Below are 23,106 nucleotides of genomic sequence, written 5' to 3' on the forward strand. Positions count from 1 at the left end.
TGTATATTCAACCACGTGACACGTCCAATGAGAGAACCGACGTTCTGGATCCTGACCGCGCTGGTCGACCAGCCGCGACACGGATACGGGGTGATTCAGCAGGTCACCAAGCTGTCCGGCGGTGAGACGCGGCTGCTGGCGGCGACCCTCTACGCCGCGCTGGACCGGCTGGCCGCCGAGGGCCTGGTAGCGGTCGACCGGGAGGAGGCGGTCGACGGACGACTGCGCCGCTACTACCGGCTCACCGACTCCGGCGGTGCCGCGCTGGCCGCCGAGACGCAACGGCTGAGCCGCAAGGTGGCGACCGCGTCCCGACTGCTGGACGCGCTGCGCCCACCGGCCGGGCCGGCCACGGTGGCATTCGGATGAGCCCGGCCGCGCCCGCCCGCTTCCGGCGCTACCGCCTGCTCGTCCGCGCCTACCCACCTGGGCCACGCCGCGCCGAACTGCTCGACACGATGCTGATGGTCGCCGAGGACACCGGCCGCCGCCGGCCGAGCGCCCGCGAGGTCGTCAACGTGCTCCGGCACGCCCCCCGCGCCCGGCTCGGGCGGCCGGGCAACCGCCTCGTGGTGCTGGTCGCCGTCCTCGTCTCGATCCTCAGCGGCTTCGTCGCCGCGTCGCTGACCGCCCGTGCCTTGGGCGAGACCGACCGACCGCTGCCCGGTGCAGCGGAGATGGCCACCATCGCCGGCCTGGTCACCCCGGACGTCGAGGTCCCACCGCTGCAACGGCACGACGGGGTCTTCGTCAACGGCAACGGCGAGGCACAGTTCGGCCAGGTCCGGTACGAGACCGACCACGCCGCCCCGATACCGGACCTGCGCGCGTACGACGCCGAGGTCGCCGACCGGCTGACCGCCGCTGGCTGGCGGCTCGGCCCGACGTCCTACTCGGGCACGGCGGAGACCCTGACCGCCACCAGGGACGGCTGGCTGCTGACCTTCAGCAACTTCTACTACTCCACGGAGCCGGCGGACGGCGGACGGTTCGAGGTCTCGGTGCGCCGGGTCGAGCCGACATCGATGCCGATCGGTTTCGCCGCCGGTGGGCTGCTCGGCATGGTGTTCGGCTGGTTCCTGACCGGGTGGGCCAGCCGCCGGACCGAACACAGCGCCGCGGCCAGTGGCGTCCTCGCTCTGCTGGCCATCATGGCCGCCGGCAACTCCGCTCTCCTGATCAACTCCGTCGTACGGGACTACCTGACGATCATCGACCAGGGGTTCTCCCTCCACGAGGGACCGATCTGGTCGTGGACCGTGCCCGGTGACGAAGGCATGTTGCTCCTCTTCCCGACGATCCTCGCCACCATCGTCGCGGGAGTCATCCTCGCGGTGTCCCGGCGACCGCGCGGCACCACGCCCCACCAGGTCGCCACCAGGTCGACGCCCGCCCGGGTCGGCTGGACCCTGATCCTCGTCACGTTCGGCCTGGGCGTGCTCAGCGCCTGCACCGGTTTCGGCCTGTTCGGCTTCGACCTGTTGATCGCGGCCCTGCTGATGGCGATCGGGTTGACCGTTCACCGGATACGCAACCGGCGGGCCGCCCCGACACCGGTCACCCCGGACCCGGGCCCGGACAGCGACGCCGGGCACCACCAACCTGGACTGGCCACCTAGCCGACGGCGAGCACCTCGGCCCGGCGTGGGGCACTGGCCATCGCGCCGGGCCGGGTCACCGTCACCGCCGCCGCCCGGCTCGCCCAGCGGGCCGCGTCGGCGATCGCCGCCCCGTCGAGCAGCGCGTCGGCCAGCGCCGCGCAGAAGGTGTCTCCGGCACCGGTGGCGTCCACCGCATCGACCTGCTCGGCCGGCACCAGGAGCTCCCGGTCGGCGGTCACCACCAGGGCACCGTCGGCACCGAGGGTCACCACCACCGGCCCCCGGGTGCCCAGCGACCGGGCCAGCGCGGCCAGCGTGGCGGCATCGCCGGTCCCGCCACCAGCCACCGGCGAGCCGGCACCGGCCAGCGCCGCCAGTTCGCCCCGGTTGGGCACCAACACGTCGACCCTGGCCAGGGTCGCCGCGTCGATCGGCCGGGCCGGTGCCGGGTTCACCACGACCAGGCCCCGGGCGGCGGCCACCGCCGCCGCCACCACGGCGGCATCGACCTCCTGCTGCAGCAGTACGGCGGCAGCGTCACCGATCAGGTCGGCGTACGGCCGCAGGTGCTCGGGGGCGAGCCACATGTTGGCCCCGGAGCTGACCGCGATGGTGCTGTCACCGTCGGCGGTGACCAGCACGATCGCCTGCCCGGTGGGGCGGGACGCACGCAGCACCGCCGAGGTGTCGACGCCTTCAGCGACCAGCAGCCCGGTCAGCCACTGCCCCTCAGGGTCGTCGCCGACCGCGCCGACCATCGCCACCGAGCGGCCCAGCCGGGCGGCCGCCACGGCCTGGTTGGCGCCCTTGCCGCCACCGGCCCGGGAATGGTCGGCGGCGCTGAGCACCGTCTGCCCGGGGTCGGGCAGCCGGTCGAGGGGCACCACCACGTCGACGTTGAGGCTGCCGACCACCACGATGTCGGGCATCTCGGCTCAGTCCTGCGCGGCGGGACGCCAGGCGTGCGCGAGGAAGTCGGCACGCGGCGGGGCGAACACGTCCAGGTTGATGCACGGTCCCTCGGTCGGCTCGACGTAGTGCTCGGCGCCACGCGGCACCAGCAGCATCGAGCCCGGACCCATGTCGTGCGGTACGCCGTCGACGTAGTAGTTGCACCGGCCGCCGAGGATCATCACCAGCTGGTCGAAGTCGTCGTGGGTGTGCGGGTTGAGGTCCATCCCGACGGCGAGTTCGTGCCAGGCGAGCACCACCTCGTCGGTGGCGTACACCTTGCGTCGCACACCGGGGCGCACCTGTGTGGCCGGGATGTCGTCCCAGTTGACCGAGGTGCGGTAGAGCTGCGGGTTCAGCACGTCCGGGCTCCCTTCGAGGGTTCAGCTGTCGGTGGCGAGTTGGCGCAGTCCGGCGCCGAGCAGTTGCAGATCCGAGCCGGCGACCAGGTAGTTGGCGCTGGTCAGCCCGTACCGGCGCAGGGTGTCGTCGGCGCGGCCCGGCGCCCACCCGCCCAGGGTGACACCGGCGGCGCGGGCAGCGTCGGTGATCTCGCCGACCCGGCGCAGCAGCGGCGCCTGGTCGTCGGTGGTGGCCAGGCCGAGGCTGACCGCCAGGTCGGTGGTGCCGGCGAAGGCGACGTCGACGCTGGCCGCGCCACGGGCGTTGGTGAGCAGGTCGGGCAGCGGGTCGTCGGTGTCGGCGGTCTCGATCTGGGCGACCAGCAGCGGCGGATCGGCGGCCTCGGCGGCCAGGTAGGCGTCCAGGCCGGCGGCCCCGTACCCGGCGGCCGGGTGGGCGAGGCTGATGCTGCGCCGGCCGACCGGCGCGTACCGGACGGCGGCCTGCAGCGCGGCAACCTGCCCGCAGGTGCGTACGGTGGACAGCTGCACCCCGGCCGCACCGGCCTCCAGCAGCCGGTTGACCTGTGCCGGGTCGACCGCCGCCAGCCGGACCAGGGCCGGCAGACCGAGCAGTGCGGCGTGCCGCAGCTGCCCGGCGGCGGTCCGCTCATCCAGCCCGGAGTGCTCCAGGTCGACCACGACGAAGTCGAGGCCGGCCTGGGCGGCCAGCTCGACCGCGTCGGTGCCGGGCAGCTTGAGAAACGTGCCGACCACCCGCCGGCCGCGCCGCAGCCGCTCGCGCAGCGCGGCCCGGCCGGTGTGCACCCCGGTACGCATCACGGTCGGTCCTCAGCTGGCCCGGCCGGCGGCACCGGCCTGGTCGGTGGGCAGGCCCCGCCACGGTACGGTCGGCACCCGCTCGCCGGCCAGCAGCACCACTTCCGGCTCCAGCCGGGGCGCGGTGATCTGGTTGCCGGCCGCGTCGGGCAGCACCGCCTCGTCGGCGTCGGCGAGCACGGTGACGTGCGCCGGGCCGCCTTCGACGAGGCTGCCGTAGCCTTCGGCGTCCAGGCCGGTCAGCCGGGCCGGGGCGCTGGTCACCCGGGGCACGATCTGCGCCATGGTCATGCCCAGCGCACGCAGCTTGGCCATGCTGGTGACCAGGTCGAACACCGGGCCACGCCAGTTGCGGGCGGAGGTGTCCGAGGTGATCACGTCGGGGTAGAAGCCCTGCGCGATCGCCGGTTCGGCCACCTTGAAGCTGAGGTTGCTCTTGCCGTGCGCCGACTCGAACAGCACGCCGCGCTCACGGGCGGCGTACACCTCGGGCAGTACGGTGCCGTCAGCCATGATCCCGTACGGCTTGCCGGTGTAGCAGTGCGCGACGACGTCGCCGGGGCGCAGCATCTCCAGCACGGCCGGCAGCGGCTCCGGGGTCTCCCCGATGTGGATCATCAGCGGCAGGCCGGCGTCGGCGGACAGCTCCAGGGACCGCTTGAGCAGCGGGCGCCAGTCGTGGCCGACGACGTCCTCGGAGAGCCGGATCTTGAAGCCCCGGACCCGGTGCGGGTTGTCGGCGGCGACCGCCAGGGCGTCCTCGATCACCAGGGTGTCCGGGTTGATCAGCTCGCCGAACCGGAAGTCGATCAGCCCGAGGACACTGACGTTGAGGAAGTTGACCAGCCGCATCCGCGCCGGCGCGGCCACGTACCGCTCGAAGGCGGCGAAGGTGGAGGCGCCGACGGTGCCGGCGTCGCAGGCGGCGACGACACCTCGGTGCAGGTGCGCCTCGTCCGGCGGGGCACCCACCTTGGAGACCTCGGCGAAGATGTGGGTGTGCCCCTCGACCAGGCCGGGCAGCACGTACCGGCCGGCGCAGTCGATCACTTCGCGGGCGTCGCCGGCCAGGCCGGGAGCGATCCGGGCGATCCGGTCGCCGGTCACCGCGACGTCGGCCACCTGGCTGGCGCCGGTGGCCGAGTCGAACACCTCGCCGCCGGCCAGCACCAGGTCGTACCGGGGAGCATTCTCAGTCATGGGTCTGCGGCTTTCTGTGCGAAGGAGAGTTTTCGGCGGGATCACCGGCGGGGGTTTCGGCGGGGGTTTCGGCGCAGAACCGGGTACGCAGCGGCAGCACCCCGCCGACCGAGACCTCGACCAGGTCGCCGGGGCGCAGGAAGCAGCCCCGGTCCTGGCCGGTGCCGGCCGGGGTGCCGGTGAGCACCACGTCGCCCGGTTCGAGGATCACGTACCGGGTGATCCAGGCGAGCAGCTGCGGCACCGGGAAGATCAGGTCGGCGCTGGTGGCCTCCTGGCGTACCTCGCCGTTGACGGTGGTCCGCACTTCGATGGCGTCGCGGTCGGCGACAGCGGCGATGTCGAGCACCGAGGTGCCGAGCGCACCGAAGCCGGGGAAACTCTTGGCCAGGGTCGGGTTGGCCGAGGCGGCCATCACGTCCCGGGCGGTCAGATCGTTCGCGGCGGTGATGGCGGCAACGTGCGCCCAGGCCTGTTCGGCCGGCGTACGGTGCATCCGGGCCCCGATGACCAGGGCGATCTCGCCTTCGTAGTCGGGTTGGCTGCTGACCGAGGCGGGCAGTGCCACGGTGGCGTCCGGGCCGGAGCCGGCGCTTGCCGACTTGAGGTAGAGCACCGGTTCGGTGGGTAGCGCCCGGCCAGCGGCCCGGGCCTTGCAGTGGTAGTTGAGGCCGACGCCCCAGACCGCCCGGGTGCTGCCCAGCGGGGCGACCAGGTCGGCGGTGAGGGTGTCCAGCGGTAGCCGCTCGCGTGCCGACGCGGTCGCCGCCGGGGCGAGGCCGGCACCGGCCCGCAGCAGATCGGCCACGTCACGGTACGGCAGGTCGAGCAGTTCGGCGGTGCCGTCGCCGCAGATGCGGGCCAGCCCGCGCCGGGTGGCGAGCAGCGCAAGCCCGGTCGGTGCGTCGGTACCGACGGTCTGGCCGGTGGTGGCGGCCGGACCGGTGCCGGGGGTACGCCGCGCGTCGGCGGCCGGGGCGCTCACGCGGCGTCCGAGGAGTGGCCGGGGACGGTGCTCAGTGCCGGGTTGACCAGCGGCGCCAGGTTGTTGACGGCGGCGGCTGCCTCGCCGAAGCCGACCGAGATCAGCCGCACCTTGCCGGGGTAGTCGGTGACGTCGCCGGCGGCGAAGACCCGGGGCAGGTTGGTGCGCATCGACCGGTCGACGGCGATGTGCCGGTTGGTCATCTCCAGCCCCCACTGCCGCATCGGGCCGAGGTCGGCGATGAAGCCGAGGGCGGCCACCACCGCCTGGGCGGGCAACTCCTCGCGCCCGTCGCCACGGACCTCGCTGATGGTCACCGAGGTCAGCTGCGGGTCGCCGGCGATGCCACTGACCTCGTACGGGGTGACCACCCGCACCGTGGAGGCGTGCAACTGCTCGACGCTGCGTTCGTGGGCTCGGAACTGGGGCCGGCGGTGCACCAGGGTGACGCTGGTGGCGTACGGCTCCAGGGCCAACGCCCAGTCGACGGCGGAGTCGCCGCCGCCGACGACCACCACGTCCTGGCCGGCGAGCTCCTCCAGCCGGGGCACGAAGTAGCGCAGCCCCCGACCGAGGTGGTCGTTGCCGACCGGCAGCTCGCGCGGGGTGAAGGTGCCGATCCCGGCGGTCAGCAGGACCGCCTTGGCGCGGACCTGGCTGCCGGCGTCGGTGCCGATCCGTACGTGGTCGTCGGCGCTTGTCAGCTCCACGGCGCTCTCGCCCAACAGGAAGGTGGGTTTGGCGGTGGCGGCCTGGGTGAGCAGGGCGTCGACGAGCTGCTGCCCCTTGATCGCCGGCAGGCCGGCGATGTCGAAGATCTCCTTCTCCGGGTAGAGGGCGGCGATCTGCCCACCCGGTTCGGGCAGCGAGTCGACGATCGCGACCGTCATCCCCCGGAATCCGGCATAGTAGGCGGCGTAGAGCCCGGCCGGGCCGGCACCGATGATGGCGAGGTCGACCTCGTGTTCGATGCTGCTCATCAGCTGGCCCCGCCGCTGACCGCCGGATGGTCGTGGCCGACCCGGCCGATCTTGCGGGCACCGCCCGGGGTGCCGATCTCGGTGAAGAACTCGGCGTTGATCGGGCCGAACCGGGCCTGATCGGCGGGCAGGTCGTCCAGGTGGAAGATCGAGGTGACCGGGCAGACCGGTTCGCACCGACCGCAGTCGACGCACTCGTCCGGGTTGATGTACATCATCCGGTCGCCCTCGTAGATGCAGTCCACGGGGCATTCCTCGACGCACGACCGGTCCTGCACGTCCACACATTCGTCGGTGACCACGTAGGTCATCGGTCCTCCTGCGCCAATGGGGGGCAGTCGCCGGTCCGGGCGTCCCGGCACCCTCCGCGACCTGCGCTCATCGGGTGGGGCGGCGACCTGGTTGATGTCACGTCACGCTAGAGACACCGCCCCGGCTATGTCAACATGCGAGACGTCATCTTGGATAACTGTCACGGCGGTGATGGGATGAGGCGATGAGCGAGGAGCGGATCGTCGAGACGCTGGCGGTGCTGACCGCCGGACCGACCCCGTACGGTCACGAGCAGGCGACCGCGCGTCGACTCGCCGGCTGGGGCCGGGCCACCTGGCCGCAGCTGGACTGGCGGGTCGACCCGCTTCCGGTCAGTGCCGAGGCACCACACAGCGCCAACCTGGTCGTCACCGCGCAACTCGGCCCTCAGGCACCGGAACTGCTCATCTACTCCCACCTCGACACGTCCCTGACCGGCGCGGCGGAATTCGACGAACCGGTCACCGGCACCTCCGGTGGTGCCCTCGGCCCGTGTCCGGTCGGCGGCTTCCGCCGGTCCACCGGACCGGACGGCACCGTACTGATCAGCGCCTTCGGCCTCGGTGTCGCCCGGGCCGCCGCGGCCAGCGCCCTGGTCGGGTTCACCACCGCCGCCGACGCGCTGCGGGCCGCCGGCCGGCCGCACCGGCTCACCCTGCTGCTGGCCGCCGCCGGCACCCACCGGTACCACCCGCACGGCGGCACGCCCAGTGGCGTACTGCATCACCTGGACCGCCACGCGCCGCCAGCGGCGGCAGTGGTCGCCAAGACCGGCCCGGCCGGCGTGCTCACCGCCGAACCCGGCGCGATGTTCCTGCGGGTACGGTTGAGCACCGCGTTCCACCCGGTGCTCGCCCGCGAGACCGCCGTACCACCCGGGGGCCTGCTCGCCCACCTCGGCACCGTGATCGCGGCGCTGGAGGAGTTCCGGCGCCGGCACCTGGCCGACCGCACCGACCCGACCGCACCGGTCGGCGCCGAGATCGGCATCGGCGCGGTCCGGGCCGGGCAGCCCGGCAAACCGGATCTGCTGCCCGGGCGGCTCGACCTGTACCTCTATCTGGTGACCGTGCCCGGCGACGACCCGGCGCGGATCCGGACCGGGCTGCACACCGCGCTGACCGCCGCTCTCGCCGACTCCCCACTGGCCGACTGCCGGGTCGCGGTGGACGGGCAGCTGGTGCATCCGGCCGCCGCCACCGGGGCGGACGCGCCCATCGCGCGGCACGCCGAGGACGCCTGGACGGCGGCCCACGGCACGCCGCCGTCGCCGGTCACCGGGTGGACCGGGTCCACCGACGGGGTCGTGCTGCGGGGTCGCGGCGTACCCACGGTGCGGCTCGGGCCGCCGTCGCGCGGACCGGACCCGGCCGACCCCCGGCTGGACCGGTACGCCGTCGCCGACCTCGTCCGGTTCGCCGACATCTACACCGGCATCGCGTTACGGCACGCGGGTGCATCGACAAGATAAGGTACCGTATGCCATGATGCTGTCTCACTTTCCGTGCATGTACCGGCGGTCGATGCCTCGTCGCCGTCGAGGCGCAGCCGCGACTCCGCGCCTTCGCCGCGCATGCCGCGCCTTTCGTTAGGAAGCCAGATGGCGGACGACAGCCCCCCGGCTGCCGGGCAGAGCGCCCCGGTGGCGGAGCCCGCGGTGGCCGGCCCTGTGGTGGCCGAGCAGAGCGCCCCGGCGATCCAGACCGTGCAGCGCGCCGCGGTGATCCTCAACGCCTTCACCGCCGCCCGCCCCCGGCTGAGCCTCAACGAGCTCACCGCCAGCCTCGGCACCAGCAAGGCCACCGCCCACCGTTACACCAAGGCCCTGCGGGAGAGCAACCTGCTGCGCTACGACGAGCGCGAAGGGCTCTACTCCCTCGGCCCGCAGATCCTCACCCTGTCCGCCGCCGCCCGCGCCGCGATGCCGGTGATCAGCATCGCCGGCCCGCACATGCAGCAACTCGTCCGCGAGGTCGACGAGACCGTGGTGCTCAGCGTCTGGGACGGCGACACCGCCGTGGTGGTCCGCGCCGACGACAACACCGACCGGGTGATCCGGGTCAGCGTACGGACCGGCTCCCGGCTGTCGCGGACCGAATCCGCCCAGGGGCGGGTCTTCTGCGCGTTCCTGCCGGCCGAGGACGTCCCCGGCCTCGCCGACGACCTGGCCGCCTCGGCCGAGCTGCGGCACGAGGTCGACAAGATCCGCCGAACCGGGATCTCCGCCAACACCCCGTCGGTCAACGGGGTCCGCAGCATCGCCGCGCCGATCTTCCGGGGCCAGACGCTGATCGCCGCCATGGCGATCGTCGGCACCACCACCTCGGTGCCGGAAGGCACCGACAGCCCGCTCGCCGCCGCCCTGCAGCGGGCCGCCGCGGTGGTCACCGCCGAGCTTGGCAGCGTCACCGGCAACGGCCACCAGCCGGGCAATGGCAACGGGCGTACCGCCGGCACCGGCACCGGGCGCGGCGGCCGGCGCTAACCGGCGATCGCCCCCAGCGCCTCGGACAACTCCCCCGCCGCCTGCCGCAGCCGGTCGGCCGCCGCTACCTGCGCCGCGCCGGCCAATGCCGCGCTGGTGCCGAGCACCGCGAGCGCGGCCACCACCTGGGCACGCTCGAACACCGGGGCGGCGATGACCCGTACCCCGAAGTCCTCCGGTGAGTTGACCGCGAACCCGTCGCGGCGGACCTGCGCGACCACCTCGCGCAGCGCGGCCGACAACCGCAACTGCCGGGCCACCACCGGGCTGTCCTGCTCCGGGAGGAAAGCGCAGAACACCCGGCCCTGCGCCGAGCGGGTCAGGTCCAACGGCGACCCGGTACGGACGCTGAGCCGCACGTCGCCGCTGGTGTTGTCCATGCAGCGGACCACAGTCGGCGCCTCGCCGTTCCAGACGCTGAGCACCGAGGTCTGATTCGTCGACCTGGTCAGCTGATCCAGGAAGGGCTCCGCGACGGTGACGATGGGCAGCGCCGCGCGGGCCGCCGCCTCCATCGCCAGGATCTGCGGCCCCAACGTGTAGGTGGCGGTGGCGACGTCGAAGCGCAGCAGATTGGCGGCGCGCAGCGCCCGCGCGTACCGGTGGGCGGTGGCCCGGCTGATCGCCAGGTCGGCGGTCAGCTCCGCCAGGGTGAGGCGGGGCCGTTCGACGGTGAACGCCTGCAGGATCGTCGCGGCGCGCTGCACCGTCTGGATGGCCGGCCCGTCGCCGGTCACCTCGTCAGTCGGGTTCGCCGGCCGGCCTGTGACCACCACGGCGCCACTCTACCTACCCGCACACCCCTGACCCGTGACGATCTTGCACTTATCGACCGACAAACTCGACATTTCGTCTCGATAAGCGCAAGATCGTCGCGATCTTGGAAGGTCAGCCGGCGGCGGTCCGGCCGGCGGCGAGTTGGCGGTGCACCTCGCCGGAATCCCAGTAGTCGATCCGGTGCGCGATCAGGCCGTCGGCGTCCACCTTGAAGCGGAACATCCCACGGATGCGCACCGGCACCTTGCCCGCCGAGACCAGCCGGAACGACATCCGGTACGCCACCGCCGCCCGGTCACCGGCGACCAGCAGGTCCTCGATCTCGTAGTGCAGGTCGGCGAACTCGGCCAGAAACCCGTCCAGCCGGGCCCGGTACGCGGCCCGGCCGGTGACGGTACGTCCCAACGCGGCGGTGTGCTCGTTGACGAAACCGACGCTGACGCAGTCGGCGACCGCGTCGGCGTCACGGGCGTTGAGCGCGGCCAGGTAGCGCCGCACCGCCTCACCGGTGCGCTCGCCGGTCAGGCCCACAGCCGCCGTACGGTGTCGAACACCTGCTGGTCGTGGGAGATCTCGATGACGTTGCCGTCGGGGTCCTTCAGCGCGCAGATGTAGCCGACCGGCGGCGGCATCTGCCGCGGCTCCCAGTGCAGGCAGCCCAGCTCACGGGCACGCTCGGCGATCTCGTCGACGTCGGACCGGTTCGGCACCTCGATGCCGATGTGCGCGAACGGGTGCAGCAGCCCGAGCTGGCCGCCCTTGTCCTTGTTGAACGAGACCAGTACGAGCACGAACGGTGTCTCGACCTGCTTGTCGTTGGAGAGCCAGACGCTCTCGCCGTCAGCGTCGGCGAACCGTTCGACCACCACCAGCGGGGTGAGTGAGGTGTAGAACGAGATGGCCTTGTCGAGGTCGCCGGTGGGCAGTGCCACGTGCGTCCAGCGGGCGTGGGTCAGGCCGGTGGCCACAGGAACCTCCAGGTGCCGAAAAGCTGTTACTTCCGCGTCTACCAGGCTATTCAGCACGGTACCGAGCGACCATGTGCCGGGGACACAAACCGGCGGACAGTGCTTCGATCCGGCGGGACGGTGTCCACCGCCCCCGCCCGTGCCAGCGTGGTCGGTACACGTCTGGGAGGTCAACTGATGCGCTATCGCACACTCGGCGGCACCGGGGTCGAGGTCAGCACGCTCTGCCTGGGCACCATGATGTTCGGTGCCTGGGGCAACCGCGACGAGACCGAATGCCACCGGATCGTCGACGCCGCACTCGACGCCGGCGTCAACTTCGTCGACGTGGCCGACGTGTACGCGCACGGCGAGTCCGAGGAGATCCTCGGCCGGGCGCTGCGCGGCCGGCGCGACGACGTGGTGCTGGCGACCAAGTTCCACGAGCCGATGGGTGACGACCGCAACCGACGCGGCAACTCCCGGCGTTGGATCCGCCAGGCCGTCGAGGGCAGCCTGCGGCGGCTCGGCACCGACCGGATCGACCTGTACCAGGTGCACCGGCCGGACCCGGGCACCGATCTCGACGAGACCCTGGGCGCCCTGTCCGACCTGGTCCGCGAGGGCAAGGTGCTGATGATCGGCAGCTCGGCCTTCCCGGCCGAGGAGATCGTCGAGGCGCAGTGGGTGGCACACCGGCGCCAGCGGGAGCGCTTCACCACCGAGCAGTTGCCGTACTCGATCATGGCGCGTGGGGTGGAGGCCGGCGTCCTGCCGACCTGCCAGCGGCACCGGCTCGGAGTGCTCGCGTTCAGCCCGCTCAACGGTGGCTGGCTGACCGGCAAGTACCGCACGGCGGACGTACCGGACGACTCCCGGGCCGGCCGCAACGGCGACCACTTCGACTTCCGCGACGCTGCCGCCCGGCAGCGCAAACTCGACATCGTCGGCGAGTTGGACACCCTCGCGGCGCAGGCCGGCCTCACCCTGATCGACCTGGCGTTGGGCTTCGTACTCAGCCACCCGGCGGTCACCAGCGCGATCATCGGACCACGTACGCTGCCGCAGCTGCACAGCCAGCTCGGCGCCGGCGACCTGGCGACGTTGCCGGCCGACGTGCTGGACCGCATCGACGAGCTGGTGCCGCCGGGCAGCAACGTCAATTCGGCCGACGCCGGCTACCAGCCGCCAGCGCTCACCGACCCGACGCTGCGGCGACGCTGACCGGTCCTTCACCCGAAGGGTACGGCCGACGGTACGGCGGACGGGCGACGCGGCGGGTCATGCCGCGCGGATCAGCAGCAGCACCACCGCGCCGAGGTAGATCGCCGGAATGGCGACGCCCTCGAACCCGATTCCGCGTCGCTCCCGCAGGATCAGCCCGGCGGCGAGGGTAGCTGTCAGCAGGGTCGTCGCTCCGGCCAGCAGAAGCCCGGCCGAGGCCGCGTCGCTGTAGATCGACCCTGGCCGGTACGTAGCGTCGGCGAGGAAGATCATCAGCGAGTCGAAGGCGTTGCCGCCGAGGATGTTTCCGACGCCGAGGGTCAACGCGCCGATGCGTACCGCCGCGATCAGAGCGACCAGCTCCGGCAGTGACGTGATCGCGGTGGTGATGGTGAATCCGACGAAGCCGCTGGGTAGCCCGGTCGCGGCGATCACCCCGAGGCCGCCCTGCCCGATCAGGTAGCCGGTGCCGCCGACCAGGACGGCGAGGGCGGCCAGCCGCAGCCACAGCCGGCGGGTGCTCGGCCCGCCGGCTGCCTCGCCGTTGGCGTCGTCCGGCACGTCCTGGCGGGTGTCCGAGGTCTGCTCGGCCCGCCACATCGGGTCGCGCCGCAGCCGACGCACCAGGTGCAGCCCGTACAGGTAAAGGATCGGGATGAGCAGACTCACCGGGTGCACCCAGCCGACGGTGAAGGTCGGGGTGGCGTAGGCGACGATCGGCAGACAGAGCAGCGCCACCAGCACGAGCGCCTGCATGATGTTCTCCAGCGAGGCGGCGGCGTGCTCGATGTTGGAGCGCCGGTAGAGCAGGTCGGCGATGGCCAGCCAGACCGTCTGTACGGCGATCCCGCCGATCGGATTGGCGATGGCGAACTGTGCGTCGCCCTGCCACGCCCCGATCGCGGTGGTGGCGATCCCGGGTAGCGAGGTGACCGCGCCGAGCAGCAGCGCCCCGGCGACGGCTTCACCCATGCCGGTCCGGTCGGCCAGGGTGTCGGCGGTCGTGGCCAGGGACTTGCCTGCGGCGACGATGACCACCAGGGCGACCACGAGCGCGGCGACGCTCGGGCCAAGGGGCCAAGCTGGGCCGGTCACCGCAGCGCACCCTCACCTCTCGGCGGGTGGCCCGGCGACGATGGGCACAGCCGAGCGCTGTTCGTCCGTTCAGATCCCATGATCGCTATCCCTACCCGGTCACCGTCGCGGCGAATCATCGGGCCGTGGGCCGGTGCGACGGTACGCGTTGGAGAACGTCACCCGCTGAGCGGGCGGGCGGGAGCCCAGCCCTACGCGGACGCCGGGAACCGGTCGATGTTGCGCTCGACCCACACCCGAAGCGCTGTCAGCGGCAGATTCGCGTCCGCGCCGAGCGGGGTGAGGGTGTATTCCACCCGCAGCGGCACTTCGGCGAAGACCTCGCGGGTGACCAGTCCGTGCTCTTCCAGCCGACGCAGCGTATGGGTCAGCACCTTCGGGCTCACTCCCTGCAGACGGTCGCGAAGCGCACCGAACCGCAGCGGACCGTCCTCCAGCGCACCGAGGGCCAGCGCGCTCCACTTGTTGGCCAGCAGGTCCAGCATGTCCCGGCAGGGGCAGGCGGCGGCGTAGACGTCTCTGGGGCCGCAGTCCGTCGACAGGCTCATCAGGCAATAGTACCCCTTGGATACTTGGCTCCCTTGTCGGTAACTACTACCTTCGGAATATCTTTCCGGGCATGACCGAGCAGATGCCGGCGGTGGCATACCGCCACAACCTCCCAGTTTCCGATCCGGCCAGCCTTGAGGACCTTGTCCTACCCGTGCCGGTGCCTGACCCGCGCGACCTGCTCGTCCGGGTCGAGGCGGTCTCGGTGAATCCGGTGGACACCAAGGTCAGGGCCAATGTGGCACCCGACGGTACGCCAAGGGTGCTCGGCTTCGACGCCGCCGGTGTGGTCACGGCGACCGGGGCCGGGGTCACCCTCTTCCAGCCCGGCGACGAGGTCTACTACGCCGGATCCATCGCCCGGCCGGGCACCAACTCGCGGTTCCATCTCGTCGACGAGCGCATCGTCGGCCACAAGCCGCGCAGTCTCGGCTTCGCCGACGCCGCTGCCCTGCCGCTGACCACGATCACCGCCTGGGAGACACTGTTCGACCGGTTCCGGCTCGGCCCGGACAGCGAGGGAACCCTGCTCGTCCTGGGCGGCGCCGGAGGAGTCGGGTCGATGGCCATCCAGTTGGCGCGCGCCACGACCCGGCTCACGGTGATCGCCACCGCGTCGCGACCGGAGTCCCGGCAGTGGGTCGAGGGACTCGGTGCCCACCACGTCATCGGCCACCATGATCTGGTCCGGGAACTCGGCCCGATCGCTCCCCACGGTATCGACTACGTGATCTCACCGAACACCACAGATGCCTTTGGGGCATTTGCCGAAATCCTCCGCCCCGGGGGCCAGATCACGGCGATCGACGAGCCGCAAGGACTGGACCTGCTGTCGCTCAAGAGCAAGAGCATCACGTTCCACTGGGAGTTCATGTTCACCCGACCGCTCTTCGGCGGGCCGGACATGATCGCGCAGCACCGGCTACTCGACCAGGTCGCCGACCTGGTCGAGCGCGGCGTGGTCCGCAGCACCGCGACGACGACGCTCAGCCCGATCAACGCCACCACTCTGCGCCAGGCCCACAGCATGGTCGAAACGGGACGGATGATCGGCAAGGTCGTCGTCACCGCTTGACGACCGCGCGGCACGGGCCGGGACGGCGTGGAGCGCGTCGGAGGCATCCGCCTCCGACGCGCTCCACGCCGGAGGCGCTAGGTGGTGCCGCGCTGGAACGGTTGGGCCAGGGCTCTGGGTTCGCGGTGCTGGGTGGCAAAGACCAGCATGGCGAGCAGAGCAAGCAGGTACGGCGCGGCGATCAACAGTTGCGAGTTGACCGTGATGCCGAGCGCCGGCAGGGCCAACCGCATCGCGTCAGCCAGGCCGAAGACGGCACAACCGATCATGGTCCGGCCCAGTCGCCAGGCACCGAAGATCACCGCGGCGATGACCAGGTAGCCCCGACCGGCGGTCATGTTCTGGTTGAACGAGCCGACCTCACCGACGGCGAGGTAGGCGCCGCCGAGCCCGGCGAGCAGGCCGCAGAAGAGCAGCGCCTGCCGCCGCCGGTGGTTGACCTTGATCCCGCTGACGTCGGCCGCCTGTGGGTTCTCCCCCACCGCCCGCAGCTCCAGACCCCACCGGCTGCGTTCCACAAGCCACCAGGTCAACGGGATCGCGATCAGCAGCAGGTACGCCGGCCAGCGCTGCACGAACAGCATCGGCCCGATGATGGGGATGTCGCGCAGCACCGGGATGTCCACCCGCCACACCTGGTGGCCGGTGAAGGTGCTGATGGTGATCAGATAGCTGGTGAGGCCGAGAACGAGCGCGTTGAGCACCAGACCGACCACGAAGGTGTTGATCTGTGCCCGGTGCGACAGGTTCGCGTGCACCACCGCGATCAGCAGTCCGATCAGCGCGCCGGCCGCCAACCCGACAGTCGCGCTGCCGGTGGCGCTGGCGACCGCGATCGAGCCGAACGCGGCACCGAGCATCATCGCCTCGACCGAGATGTTCAGGGTGCCGGCGCGCTGGGCGACGTACTCGCCGCAGGCGGCGAACGCGAGGGGGATGGTCAGCCGGGCCCCGCTGGACAGGATGGTGGCGATGTTGTCGGCGGCGCTCATGTCAGCTTGCCTTCCATAGCGTTCTCCTTGCTGCCGCTGGCCCCGGGGCGACCGTCGGGGTCGGACCCGTCGGCCTGCGCCACGTCGGCCTGCGCCACGTCGATCTCCGGCACGTCACGGCCGGGGGCCGCCGGGTCGTCGGAGGGTGTGGTCGGGGTGGGCAGCCCACCGGCGGGCGGTGGGGTGCCGGCCGCCTGTGCGCCGGCCCGGCGCCGGCGCAGCATGCCGATCACCACCGGCGGTGCGACGAAGGCCAGCACCAGCAGCGCCTTGACCACATCCACCAGGAACGACGGCACGCCGGTCGCGGCGAGGAAGCTGCCGCCGGCCCGCAGTACCCCGAACAGCACCGCGACCGGGATGGCCAACAGCGGATTGTTCCGGGCGACCAGGGCCACCAGCAGTCCGTCCCAGCCGATGTTCAACGACATGCCGGGCTGCAACCGGTGGCTGCCGACCGGGCTGGTCAGCAGCAGCGCCCCGGCGAGACCGGCGAACGCCCCCGAGATGGCCAACGCCATCCCGCCGAGGGCACCGACGCGCACCCCGGCGTGTTGCGCGGTGACCGGGTTGAGGCCGAGCATCTTCAGTCGGAAGCCCCAGCGGGTGCGGGTCATCGCCAGGCTGAGCGCGACGGCGACCAGGATCGCCAGGATCAGGCCGCCATTGACCTGCAGGTTCGGGTACTCGCCGAAGGAGCCCAGACGGCCGTTGTCCGGCAGCGGGTTGGACTGCGGCGAGACGACGCCACTGCCCAGCCGGGACTCCTGCAGCAGCCAGGGAGTGTTGACCGCGAACGCCACCAGCTGCTGGGCGAGGAAGGTCATCAGCAGGGTGCTGACCACGACGTTGACGCCCCGGAAGCGGTACATCAGCGCGCTCAGGCCGGCCCAGGCGCCGGAGGCCAGCAACGCGGCCAGCAGCACCACGACCAGCAGCGTCGGCCCGGGCAACGCGAGCCGCAGCCCGACCCAGGCACCGGCCAGCGCGCCGATGAGCACCTGGCCCTCCTGGCCGATGTTGAAGAACCCGCTCCGGGCGCTGACGCAGGCGCCGACCGCCACCAGCAGCAGCGGCGCGACGTAGAGCAGCGAGTTGCTCCACGCCCGCGGGCTGGACATGCTGCCCTGGTAGAGGGCCTGCACCGAGGCGCTCGGCGAGCCACCGGTGACGGCGATCAGCAGGGCGGACAGGCCGAGGGCGGCGGCCACGGTGGCCACCGTCGCGGCGGTCACCTGCCAGCCGCCGACGCCGGGGTTCAGCCGGGCGAGCAGCCGCCGGGCGGTGCCGTCGAGTCCGGTCGTCGCGGTCATCAGTGGCTCACCCCGCCGACCAGCATGCCGAGCCGCTCCGCGGTGGCCTCCGCCGTGGTGAGCACCCCGACGATGCGTCCGGAGGAGATCACCGCGATCCGGTCGGCCAGGGCCATCACCTCCTCCAGCTCGGTGGAGATCAGCAACACCGCCACCCCTTCCGCCGCGGCACGCCGCAGCCGCACGTACATGTCTTCGATGGCGCCGACGTCCAACCCGTGGGTGGGTTGGGCGGCGACCAGCACGGTGGGTCCGGCGGACAACTCGCGGGCCAGGACCACCCGCTGCTGGTTGCCGCCGGACAGGCTACGGACCGGGGTGTCCGGCGACGGGGCGACGATGTTGAACTCGGCCATCCGCTGCCGGGCGATCTGGTGCATCCTGCGCCTGCTGAGCACGCCGCCGGCGCCGGAGACCGCCGCCAGCGACTTCATCGCCAGGTTCTCGGCGATCGTCATGTCGAGCACCACCCCGGAGCGGTGTCGGTCCTCGGGCACGATGCCGAGTCCGGCGCGGTGCAGCGCACCCGGCCGGGCCAGGTCGACCGCCGTGCCGGCGATCTCGACCGTGCCGGCGTCAGGGGTCAACAGCCCGGAGAGCAGGTCCCCGAGGGTGGCCTGGCCGTTGCCCTCCACGCCGTACAGGCCGACGATCTCGCCGGCGGCGACGTCCAGGCTGAGTGTGTCGAGGATCTTCAGGTCACCGAGGAGCACGGTGACGTCGTCCAGCCGCAGCGCCGGCGCGTTCTTGGCCGGTGCGGCCGGCCGCTCCGGCTCCACCGCCGGCGGGTCGGCCGGGGCGGCGGCCTCCACCGGCGCGCCGGACTCCGTGGTCGGCCGTTCGACGGGGAGCAGGCCCAGCGCGGCGCTCTCCGCCCGTAGTGACACCTCCCGGCCGACCATCTGCCGAGCCAGCAACTGCGGGGTGGTGTCGGCGGTGGCACCGTGGAAGACCACCGCGCCACGGCGCAGTACGGTCACCCGGTCGGTGGCCGCGATGATCTCGGCCAGTTTGTGGCTGATCAGAATGACAGCCCGGTTCTCCGCCTGCACCACCCGGCGCAGCACCGTGAACAGTTCGGCCGACTCCGCCTGGGTGAGCACCGACGTCGGCTCGTCCAGGATGAGCACCGACGGGTCCCGGCGCAGGCACTTGATCAGTTCGACCCGCTGACGTTCCCCGGCAGAGAGCCGGTCCACCCGGGCCAGCGGGTCGATCGGCAGGCCGTACCGCGTGGCGACCTGCTCGACCTGCGCGCAGGCCGCCGCCTTGTCGACCCGGCCGGTGTCGCCGAGGATCACGTTCTCCCAGACCGCCAGCGGCTCGATCAGGCTGAAGTGCTGGTGCACCATGCCCAGCCCGAGTTCGGCCGCCACCTGCGGTGTGTCGATCTCCACTGGTCGGCCGTCCCGCTCGATCGTGCCGGCGTCGCGGTGCACCAGCCCGAGCAGGATCTTCATCAACGTCGACTTGCCGGCCCCGTTCTCGCCGAGGAGGCCGTGGATCTCACCGGGTCGTACGGTGAGATCCACGGCGTCGCAGGCGACGACCGGACCGTAGCGCTTGCTCACCGCGCTCAGGGTGAGCGCCGGCGCCTGCTGGTCGTCGGTGTCCACAGTCCGTTCCACCTCGTTGTCGGCTCAGGCAGCGGGGTCAGGGTGCGTTCGGTGGCGGGGTCAGTTGCCCAGCCGCTCCACCTCGGCCGCGGTGTCGATGCTGCCGCTCGCGACGTCCGCCACGAACGCGTCCATCTTCTCCGTCTGCTCCGGCGTCGGGTTGCAGATCTTGATCGCCGGGTACGGGTCGACACCGATCTGCCACACCTTCGTGGTGCCCATCTCCAGCTCGCCGTCGGCGAACAGGGTCAGCGCGGCCGCGAAGTAGGCACCCGGGTCGAAGATGACCGAGATGTCGAACTCCGGCTCGGTCGACTCGCACCGGTCGGTGCCCGGGGTCAGCGTCAACGCGTCGTTCTCGTTGGCCAGCGCGGCCGCCGCGTCGGTGGCCCCGCCCAGGTACGGGTAGACCACGCCGACGCCCTGGTCGACCTGCGCCTGCACGGCCTCACGGGCCTTCGCCGAGTCGTTGAAGTCACCGGTGTAGGTGATCACCAGGTCGGCCTCGGGGACGACCATCCGGATGCCGGCCTTGAACGCGCGGGCGGCGTTGATGGCGAAGTCGACCTCCATGCCGGTGACGAACCCGGCCTTGGTGTCGCCGCTGTCGGCCATCAGCAGGCCGGTCGCGTAGCCGGCGGCGAGCATGCTCTGGTTCGGGTCGTCGCTGGAGATGACGATCTCCGGCGTCTGCGGGATGTTCTCCGACGACGGCACGTACCAGGCGACGTTCTCGCAGGCCGGTTCCGTGGAGGCCGGGATGGCGTCCTTGAGCTCGGAGGCACCGAGGGCGACCATGTCCACGCCCTGCTGGCACAGCGCGCGGGCGGCGCTGAGCGCCTCGGTGGGCGGCACCGAGCCGCGCTTGATGACCTCCCAGCCCTGCTCGTTGGCGAACCGCTCGGCCTCGGCGACGAAGCTCTCGTAGTAGCCGTTGTCGTTGATGTCGCCGGGGCTGAGCACGCCGATCAGCACCTTGCCGTCGGCGTTGACGTCCGGCTGGCCGGCGATGACGGTGCCGCCGCCCTCGCTGCCGGCCGGGGCCGGCGCGGTCGCGTCGTTGTCGGCGCAGCCGACCAGGGCAAGGCTGACGGCGCCGGCGAGCAGCGCCGCCGCACCCTTACGAATCCGTATTGTCACTGCGGTTCCTCTCACTGTGGGGGCGTCACGCCGGCCGTGCCGGTCCGGTGTGCGCGGTACTCGGTCGCCGGCACGGCAGGCCAGCGATGCGGGATGTCGATGCCGGCCCGACGCAGCAGGTCCGCGCGGCGTCGCGTGGCCTCGGTACGCAGGGCGTCGACGTCGACGGTGGTGACTCGGCGGTCCCGGATCACCGGCCGGCCGTCGACCAGTACGTCCCGTACGGTGTGGCTGGCCGCCCCCCAGACGAGCTGGGTGGCCAGGTCACCTCGCGGGGTCCACGCGATGGTGCGGGTGTCCAGCACGACCAGGTCGGCGGCCTTGCCGACCTCGATCGAGCCGGTCAGCTGCCCGAGCCCGACGGCGGCCGCGCCGTCGATGGTGGCCAGGGCGAAAACCTCGTCGGCGCGCAGCGGGTCGGCCGCGCCCCGGTCCCGCTCCAGCCCGGCGAAGAGCCGGGCGGCGTGCCACACGTCCGGGGTGTCGCCGGCGTTGTGCGAGTCGCAGCCCAGCGCCAGCCGGCCGCCGGCGCGCAGCAGTTCGGTGTGTCGGCCAGCCCGGGTGAAGCCCTGCCCGAGCCGCAGGTAGGCGCCGGGGCAGGAGGCGACGGCGGCGCCGCTGGCGGCGAGCACGTCGACTTCGTCGTCGTCGAGCCAGACGGCGTGGCCGAGCAGCAGTCGGGGGCCGAGGACCCCGAGGTCGCGCAGGTGCAGCACCGGGCGGGGGCGACCGGCCACCGCGTACGCGGCCGGGTCGTCGGCGCTGGGCGACAGGTGCCAGGTCATCGGTACGTCGAGCCGCTCGGCAAGCTCGGCGGCGCCGGTGAACAGCGCGTCGCTGGCCAGGTCGTGGCCGACCAGGGTGACCCATCCGGTGACCCGGGGGTCACCGGCCAGGGCGGTGACCGTCTCGGCCTGGGCGGCGAGGGTGTCGGCGGCGGGCATCGCGTACGGGGCGTCGGCGACGTCCCAGCCCCAGCCGCCGACCCGGGCCCGGATCCCGGCGGTACGCAGCCCGGCGGCGACCCGCAGCGGATGCCCGACGGTGCCCGGCTCCAGCAGGGTGGTGACGCCGTGACTGAGCGCTTCGACGGCGGCGAGGGTGGCGGACAGTTCGTCGTCGTCGCCGGTGACGGCGGCGTGCAGCGGCACGATCCAGTCGAAGATGGCCTGCCGCGCGGGGACGTGGTCGGGGATGCTGCTGCGGATCAGCGGGTCGGCGGTGGTGTGCTGGTGGGCGTCGACCAGGCCGGGGACGACCAGGCAGCCGGCGGCGTCGAGTTCCGGGCTGTGCGGGTACGCCACCCGCAGGGCGCCGGTGGGGCCGATGTCGGCGATCCGGCCGTCGACGACGGCGATCGCGCCGCCGGTGACCACCTCCCGGCCAGGGGCCATGGTGACGATGTCGGCGTCGACGATCAGCAGGTCGGCGGTGCCGGTGGCACCGTCGACGGGCTGGGCGGAGGTCGGGGACGTGGTCATGGCCGGATCAGGATCTTGCCGACGAGGTCACCGGACTCCTGCCGGGCGTACGCCTCGGCGAGGTCGGTGAGGGGGTATTCGGCGGCCCGGACCACCCGCATGCCACCGGCGAAGAAGACGTCGAGCATCGCGGCGAAGTCGGCCGGGGTGTAGGCACCGGCGCCGAGCAGCCGCAGGCCCCGGTGGTAGACGTTGGCCAGTGACAGGCTGACCTGGTCACCGCTGGTGTTGCCGAGCAGGACCAGCCGCCCCTCGGTGCGCAGCATGCCCAGCGAGAGGTTCCAGGTGGCCGCGCCGACGTGGTCGACGACCAGGTCGACGCCGTGGCCGTCGGTGTACGCGGCGACGGCGGCGGCCGTCCGGTCGTCGAGGTCGAGCACGACGTCGGCCCCGAGGTCGGTGGCGGCGGCGCGCTTGGCCTCGGTCCGGGCGATCGCGACGACCCGGGCACCCGCCCGGCGGGCGAGCTGAATGGCGGCCATGCTGACCGCGCTGGTGGCCGCCGGGATCAGCACCGTCTCACCGGAGCGCAGTTGGCCGACGCGGTGCAGGGCGTTGAAGGCCACCGCCCAGGCGGTGGGCAGGGCGGCGGCGTCGGCGAGCGCGATGTGGTCGGGCACCCGGTGGGCGAGCGCGGCCGGTACGGCGACGTACTCGGCGAAGCCGCCGGGGCGGTTGCCGCCGATGACCGCGACGGTGGCGCAGTAGCCCGGGTTCCCGCTGACACAGTGGGCGCAGCGTCCGCAGCCGGTGGTGGGGTCGACGACGACCCGGTCGCCGACCCGCAGGCTGGTCACGGCCGAGCCGGCCGCGACCACCCGGCCGGCGAGGTCCATGCCGGCGATGTGCGGCAGCGCGAATCCGGGAAGCAGCCCGGGGCCACGTCGTTGCAGCAGGTCGAGCCGGTTGAGTGCGGCGGCGTCGACGGCGACGACGGCGTCGGTCGGGCCGGCGACGGGCTCGGCGAGGTCGTGCAGGCGCACGACCTCGGGCCCACCGAAACCGGTCTGAACCATCGCTCGCACGGTGCCCCTCCGCTGTCTACCAAACGATATGCCGTCTTGCATTGTGATGCAGGTTGCTTAGCGACGTACTTTGCCTGCGGGCCGGCGGCCTGTCAACGCCTCGACCGAAACTGGCTCAGCGACGTAACGTGCCCGTGATCCGCGGGCCGCCAGCGGACCGTCAAGATCGCGATCGAC

The 23,106-nt window shown here is 72.3% G+C and carries 24 protein-coding genes; 6 read left to right on the forward strand and 18 right to left on the reverse strand.

Going from position 1 to position 23,106, the window contains the following annotated elements; all coding sequences use genetic code 11:
• The first annotated feature begins 27 nt into the window (after positions 1 to 27).
• On the forward strand, positions 28 to 369 hold the full coding sequence (locus O7623_RS12425; RefSeq protein ID WP_282228768.1) for a PadR family transcriptional regulator: 342 nt from the start codon (positions 28 to 30) through the stop codon (positions 367 to 369).
• Positions 366 to 1,619 (forward strand): hypothetical protein, encoded by a 1,254-nt coding sequence (locus O7623_RS12430; RefSeq protein WP_282228769.1) that lies wholly within the window; start codon positions 366 to 368, stop codon positions 1,617 to 1,619. The genes O7623_RS12425 and O7623_RS12430 overlap by 4 nt, the downstream gene beginning before the upstream one ends.
• On the opposite strand, the gene O7623_RS12435 is transcribed toward O7623_RS12430, so the two are convergent.
• The 7 genes from O7623_RS12435 to fdxA are packed head-to-tail and all read right to left on the reverse strand — an operon-like array spanning position 1,616 to position 7,209.
• A complete protein-coding gene (locus O7623_RS12435) occupies positions 1,616 to 2,530 on the reverse strand; it encodes a ribokinase (protein ID WP_282228770.1) in 915 nt (304 codons plus the stop codon). The genes O7623_RS12430 and O7623_RS12435 overlap by 4 nt on opposite strands.
• A 6-nt stretch (positions 2,531 to 2,536) precedes the next feature.
• Positions 2,537 to 2,914: a cupin domain-containing protein gene (locus O7623_RS12440; protein ID WP_282228771.1), complete on the reverse strand. Its 378-nt coding sequence runs from the start codon at positions 2,912 to 2,914 to the stop codon at positions 2,537 to 2,539.
• 21 nt (positions 2,915 to 2,935) lie between these two features.
• Positions 2,936 to 3,733, reverse strand: a complete 798-nt coding sequence (locus tag O7623_RS12445; RefSeq protein WP_282228772.1) for an aldolase/citrate lyase family protein — start codon at positions 3,731 to 3,733, stop codon at positions 2,936 to 2,938.
• A gap of 12 nt (positions 3,734 to 3,745) precedes the next feature.
• A complete protein-coding gene (locus O7623_RS12450; protein WP_282228773.1) occupies positions 3,746 to 4,933 on the reverse strand; it encodes a hypothetical protein in 1,188 nt (395 codons plus the stop codon).
• Complete coding sequence (locus tag O7623_RS12455; RefSeq protein WP_282228774.1) at positions 4,926 to 5,918, reverse strand: fumarylacetoacetate hydrolase family protein; 993 nt, start codon at positions 5,916 to 5,918, stop codon at positions 4,926 to 4,928. Before O7623_RS12455 ends, O7623_RS12450 begins: the two co-directional genes overlap by 8 nt.
• Complete coding sequence (locus tag O7623_RS12460) at positions 5,915 to 6,898, reverse strand: NAD(P)/FAD-dependent oxidoreductase (protein ID WP_282228775.1); 984 nt, start codon at positions 6,896 to 6,898, stop codon at positions 5,915 to 5,917. The genes O7623_RS12455 and O7623_RS12460 overlap by 4 nt, the downstream gene beginning before the upstream one ends.
• A complete protein-coding gene (fdxA, locus tag O7623_RS12465; RefSeq protein WP_282228776.1) occupies positions 6,898 to 7,209 on the reverse strand; it encodes a ferredoxin in 312 nt (103 codons plus the stop codon). Before fdxA ends, O7623_RS12460 begins: the two co-directional genes overlap by 1 nt.
• Before the next feature lie 185 nt (positions 7,210 to 7,394).
• Between fdxA and O7623_RS12470 the strand changes: the two genes are divergently transcribed.
• Positions 7,395 to 8,681, forward strand: a complete 1,287-nt coding sequence (locus O7623_RS12470) for a hypothetical protein (RefSeq protein ID WP_282228777.1) — start codon at positions 7,395 to 7,397, stop codon at positions 8,679 to 8,681.
• 129 nt (positions 8,682 to 8,810) lie between these two features.
• Positions 8,811 to 9,695, forward strand: coding sequence for an IclR family transcriptional regulator (locus O7623_RS12475; protein WP_282228778.1), 885 nt, complete (start codon positions 8,811 to 8,813; stop codon positions 9,693 to 9,695).
• On the opposite strand, the gene O7623_RS12480 is transcribed toward O7623_RS12475, so the two are convergent.
• From O7623_RS12480 to O7623_RS12490, 3 genes are all read right to left on the reverse strand, one after another.
• Positions 9,692 to 10,471, reverse strand: a complete 780-nt coding sequence (locus tag O7623_RS12480; RefSeq protein WP_282228779.1) for an IclR family transcriptional regulator — start codon at positions 10,469 to 10,471, stop codon at positions 9,692 to 9,694. The genes O7623_RS12475 and O7623_RS12480 overlap by 4 nt on opposite strands.
• A gap of 112 nt (positions 10,472 to 10,583) precedes the next feature.
• On the reverse strand, positions 10,584 to 11,003 hold the full coding sequence (locus O7623_RS12485) for a nuclear transport factor 2 family protein (protein ID WP_282228780.1): 420 nt from the start codon (positions 11,001 to 11,003) through the stop codon (positions 10,584 to 10,586).
• Complete coding sequence (locus O7623_RS12490) at positions 10,994 to 11,440, reverse strand: VOC family protein (protein WP_282228781.1); 447 nt, start codon at positions 11,438 to 11,440, stop codon at positions 10,994 to 10,996. Before O7623_RS12490 ends, O7623_RS12485 begins: the two co-directional genes overlap by 10 nt.
• A 177-nt stretch (positions 11,441 to 11,617) precedes the next feature.
• Here O7623_RS12490 and O7623_RS12495 point away from each other — a divergent pair, with 177 nt between their 5' ends.
• Entirely contained in the window at positions 11,618 to 12,643 is a 1,026-nt protein-coding gene (locus tag O7623_RS12495) for an aldo/keto reductase (protein ID WP_282228782.1), read from the forward strand.
• Between the two features lie 57 nt (positions 12,644 to 12,700).
• Here the strand turns inward: O7623_RS12495 and O7623_RS12500 are convergent, their stop codons facing one another.
• On the reverse strand, positions 12,701 to 13,738 hold the full coding sequence (locus O7623_RS12500; RefSeq protein WP_282228783.1) for a sodium:calcium symporter: 1,038 nt from the start codon (positions 13,736 to 13,738) through the stop codon (positions 12,701 to 12,703).
• A gap of 191 nt (positions 13,739 to 13,929) precedes the next feature.
• Positions 13,930 to 14,286 carry a helix-turn-helix domain-containing protein gene (locus O7623_RS12505; protein ID WP_282228784.1) on the reverse strand — a complete coding sequence of 119 codons (357 nt, stop codon included), beginning with the start codon at positions 14,284 to 14,286 and terminating at the stop codon, positions 13,930 to 13,932.
• A 71-nt stretch (positions 14,287 to 14,357) separates the two neighbouring features.
• Here O7623_RS12505 and O7623_RS12510 point away from each other — a divergent pair, with 71 nt between their 5' ends.
• Positions 14,358 to 15,362 carry a zinc-binding alcohol dehydrogenase family protein gene (locus tag O7623_RS12510; protein ID WP_282228785.1) on the forward strand — a complete coding sequence of 335 codons (1,005 nt, stop codon included), beginning with the start codon at positions 14,358 to 14,360 and terminating at the stop codon, positions 15,360 to 15,362.
• A gap of 77 nt (positions 15,363 to 15,439) precedes the next feature.
• On the opposite strand, the gene O7623_RS12515 is transcribed toward O7623_RS12510, so the two are convergent.
• From O7623_RS12515 to O7623_RS12540, 6 genes are read right to left on the reverse strand one after another with little or no spacing between them, the layout of a single operon-like run.
• Positions 15,440 to 16,354 carry an ABC transporter permease gene (locus O7623_RS12515; RefSeq protein WP_282228786.1) on the reverse strand — a complete coding sequence of 305 codons (915 nt, stop codon included), beginning with the start codon at positions 16,352 to 16,354 and terminating at the stop codon, positions 15,440 to 15,442.
• Positions 16,351 to 17,667, reverse strand: coding sequence for an ABC transporter permease (locus O7623_RS12520; RefSeq protein ID WP_282228787.1), 1,317 nt, complete (start codon positions 17,665 to 17,667; stop codon positions 16,351 to 16,353). The genes O7623_RS12515 and O7623_RS12520 overlap by 4 nt, the downstream gene beginning before the upstream one ends.
• Complete coding sequence (locus O7623_RS12525; RefSeq protein WP_282228788.1) at positions 17,667 to 19,283, reverse strand: ABC transporter ATP-binding protein; 1,617 nt, start codon at positions 19,281 to 19,283, stop codon at positions 17,667 to 17,669. Before O7623_RS12525 ends, O7623_RS12520 begins: the two co-directional genes overlap by 1 nt.
• A gap of 60 nt (positions 19,284 to 19,343) precedes the next feature.
• Positions 19,344 to 20,423 (reverse strand): BMP family ABC transporter substrate-binding protein, encoded by a 1,080-nt coding sequence (locus tag O7623_RS12530; RefSeq protein WP_282228789.1) that lies wholly within the window; start codon positions 20,421 to 20,423, stop codon positions 19,344 to 19,346.
• Positions 20,424 to 20,434: 11 nt separating this feature from the next.
• Entirely contained in the window at positions 20,435 to 21,904 is a 1,470-nt protein-coding gene (locus O7623_RS12535; protein WP_282228790.1) for an amidohydrolase family protein, read from the reverse strand.
• Positions 21,901 to 22,920: a zinc-binding dehydrogenase gene (locus O7623_RS12540; RefSeq protein ID WP_282228791.1), complete on the reverse strand. Its 1,020-nt coding sequence runs from the start codon at positions 22,918 to 22,920 to the stop codon at positions 21,901 to 21,903. The genes O7623_RS12535 and O7623_RS12540 overlap by 4 nt, the downstream gene beginning before the upstream one ends.
• Positions 22,921 to 23,106: the final 186 nt, after the last annotated feature.

The sequence above is a fragment of the Solwaraspora sp. WMMD791 genome, assembly GCF_029581195.1.
In the GTDB taxonomy this organism is placed as follows: Bacteria; Actinomycetota; Actinomycetes; order Mycobacteriales; family Micromonosporaceae; genus Micromonospora_E.

What these genes read in the sequence shown, in the direction of transcription:
- O7623_RS12445 (WP_282228772.1), bottom strand. Translation starts at nt 3,733, where the DNA reads ATGCGTACCGGGGTGCACACCGGCCGGGCCGCGCTGCGCGAGCGGCTG.
- O7623_RS12470 (WP_282228777.1), top strand. Translation starts at nt 7,395, where the DNA reads ATGAGCGAGGAGCGGATCGTCGAGACGCTGGCGGTGCTGACCGCCGGA.
- O7623_RS12435 (WP_282228770.1), bottom strand. Translation starts at nt 2,530, where the DNA reads ATGCCCGACATCGTGGTGGTCGGCAGCCTCAACGTCGACGTGGTGGTG.
- O7623_RS12535 (WP_282228790.1), bottom strand. Translation starts at nt 21,904, where the DNA reads ATGACCACGTCCCCGACCTCCGCCCAGCCCGTCGACGGTGCCACCGGC.
- O7623_RS12520 (WP_282228787.1), bottom strand. Translation starts at nt 17,667, where the DNA reads ATGACCGCGACGACCGGACTCGACGGCACCGCCCGGCGGCTGCTCGCC.
- O7623_RS12540 (WP_282228791.1), bottom strand. Translation starts at nt 22,920, where the DNA reads ATGGTTCAGACCGGTTTCGGTGGGCCCGAGGTCGTGCGCCTGCACGAC.
- O7623_RS12495 (WP_282228782.1), top strand. Translation starts at nt 11,618, where the DNA reads ATGCGCTATCGCACACTCGGCGGCACCGGGGTCGAGGTCAGCACGCTC.
- fdxA (WP_282228776.1), bottom strand. Translation starts at nt 7,209, where the DNA reads ATGACCTACGTGGTCACCGACGAATGTGTGGACGTGCAGGACCGGTCG.
- O7623_RS12450 (WP_282228773.1), bottom strand. Translation starts at nt 4,933, where the DNA reads ATGACTGAGAATGCTCCCCGGTACGACCTGGTGCTGGCCGGCGGCGAG.
- O7623_RS12460 (WP_282228775.1), bottom strand. Translation starts at nt 6,898, where the DNA reads ATGAGCAGCATCGAACACGAGGTCGACCTCGCCATCATCGGTGCCGGC.
- O7623_RS12505 (WP_282228784.1), bottom strand. Translation starts at nt 14,286, where the DNA reads ATGAGCCTGTCGACGGACTGCGGCCCCAGAGACGTCTACGCCGCCGCC.
- O7623_RS12430 (WP_282228769.1), top strand. Translation starts at nt 366, where the DNA reads ATGAGCCCGGCCGCGCCCGCCCGCTTCCGGCGCTACCGCCTGCTCGTC.
- O7623_RS12515 (WP_282228786.1), bottom strand. Translation starts at nt 16,354, where the DNA reads ATGAGCGCCGCCGACAACATCGCCACCATCCTGTCCAGCGGGGCCCGG.
- O7623_RS12475 (WP_282228778.1), top strand. Translation starts at nt 8,811, where the DNA reads ATGGCGGACGACAGCCCCCCGGCTGCCGGGCAGAGCGCCCCGGTGGCG.
- O7623_RS12425 (WP_282228768.1), top strand. Translation starts at nt 28, where the DNA reads ATGAGAGAACCGACGTTCTGGATCCTGACCGCGCTGGTCGACCAGCCG.
- O7623_RS12510 (WP_282228785.1), top strand. Translation starts at nt 14,358, where the DNA reads ATGACCGAGCAGATGCCGGCGGTGGCATACCGCCACAACCTCCCAGTT.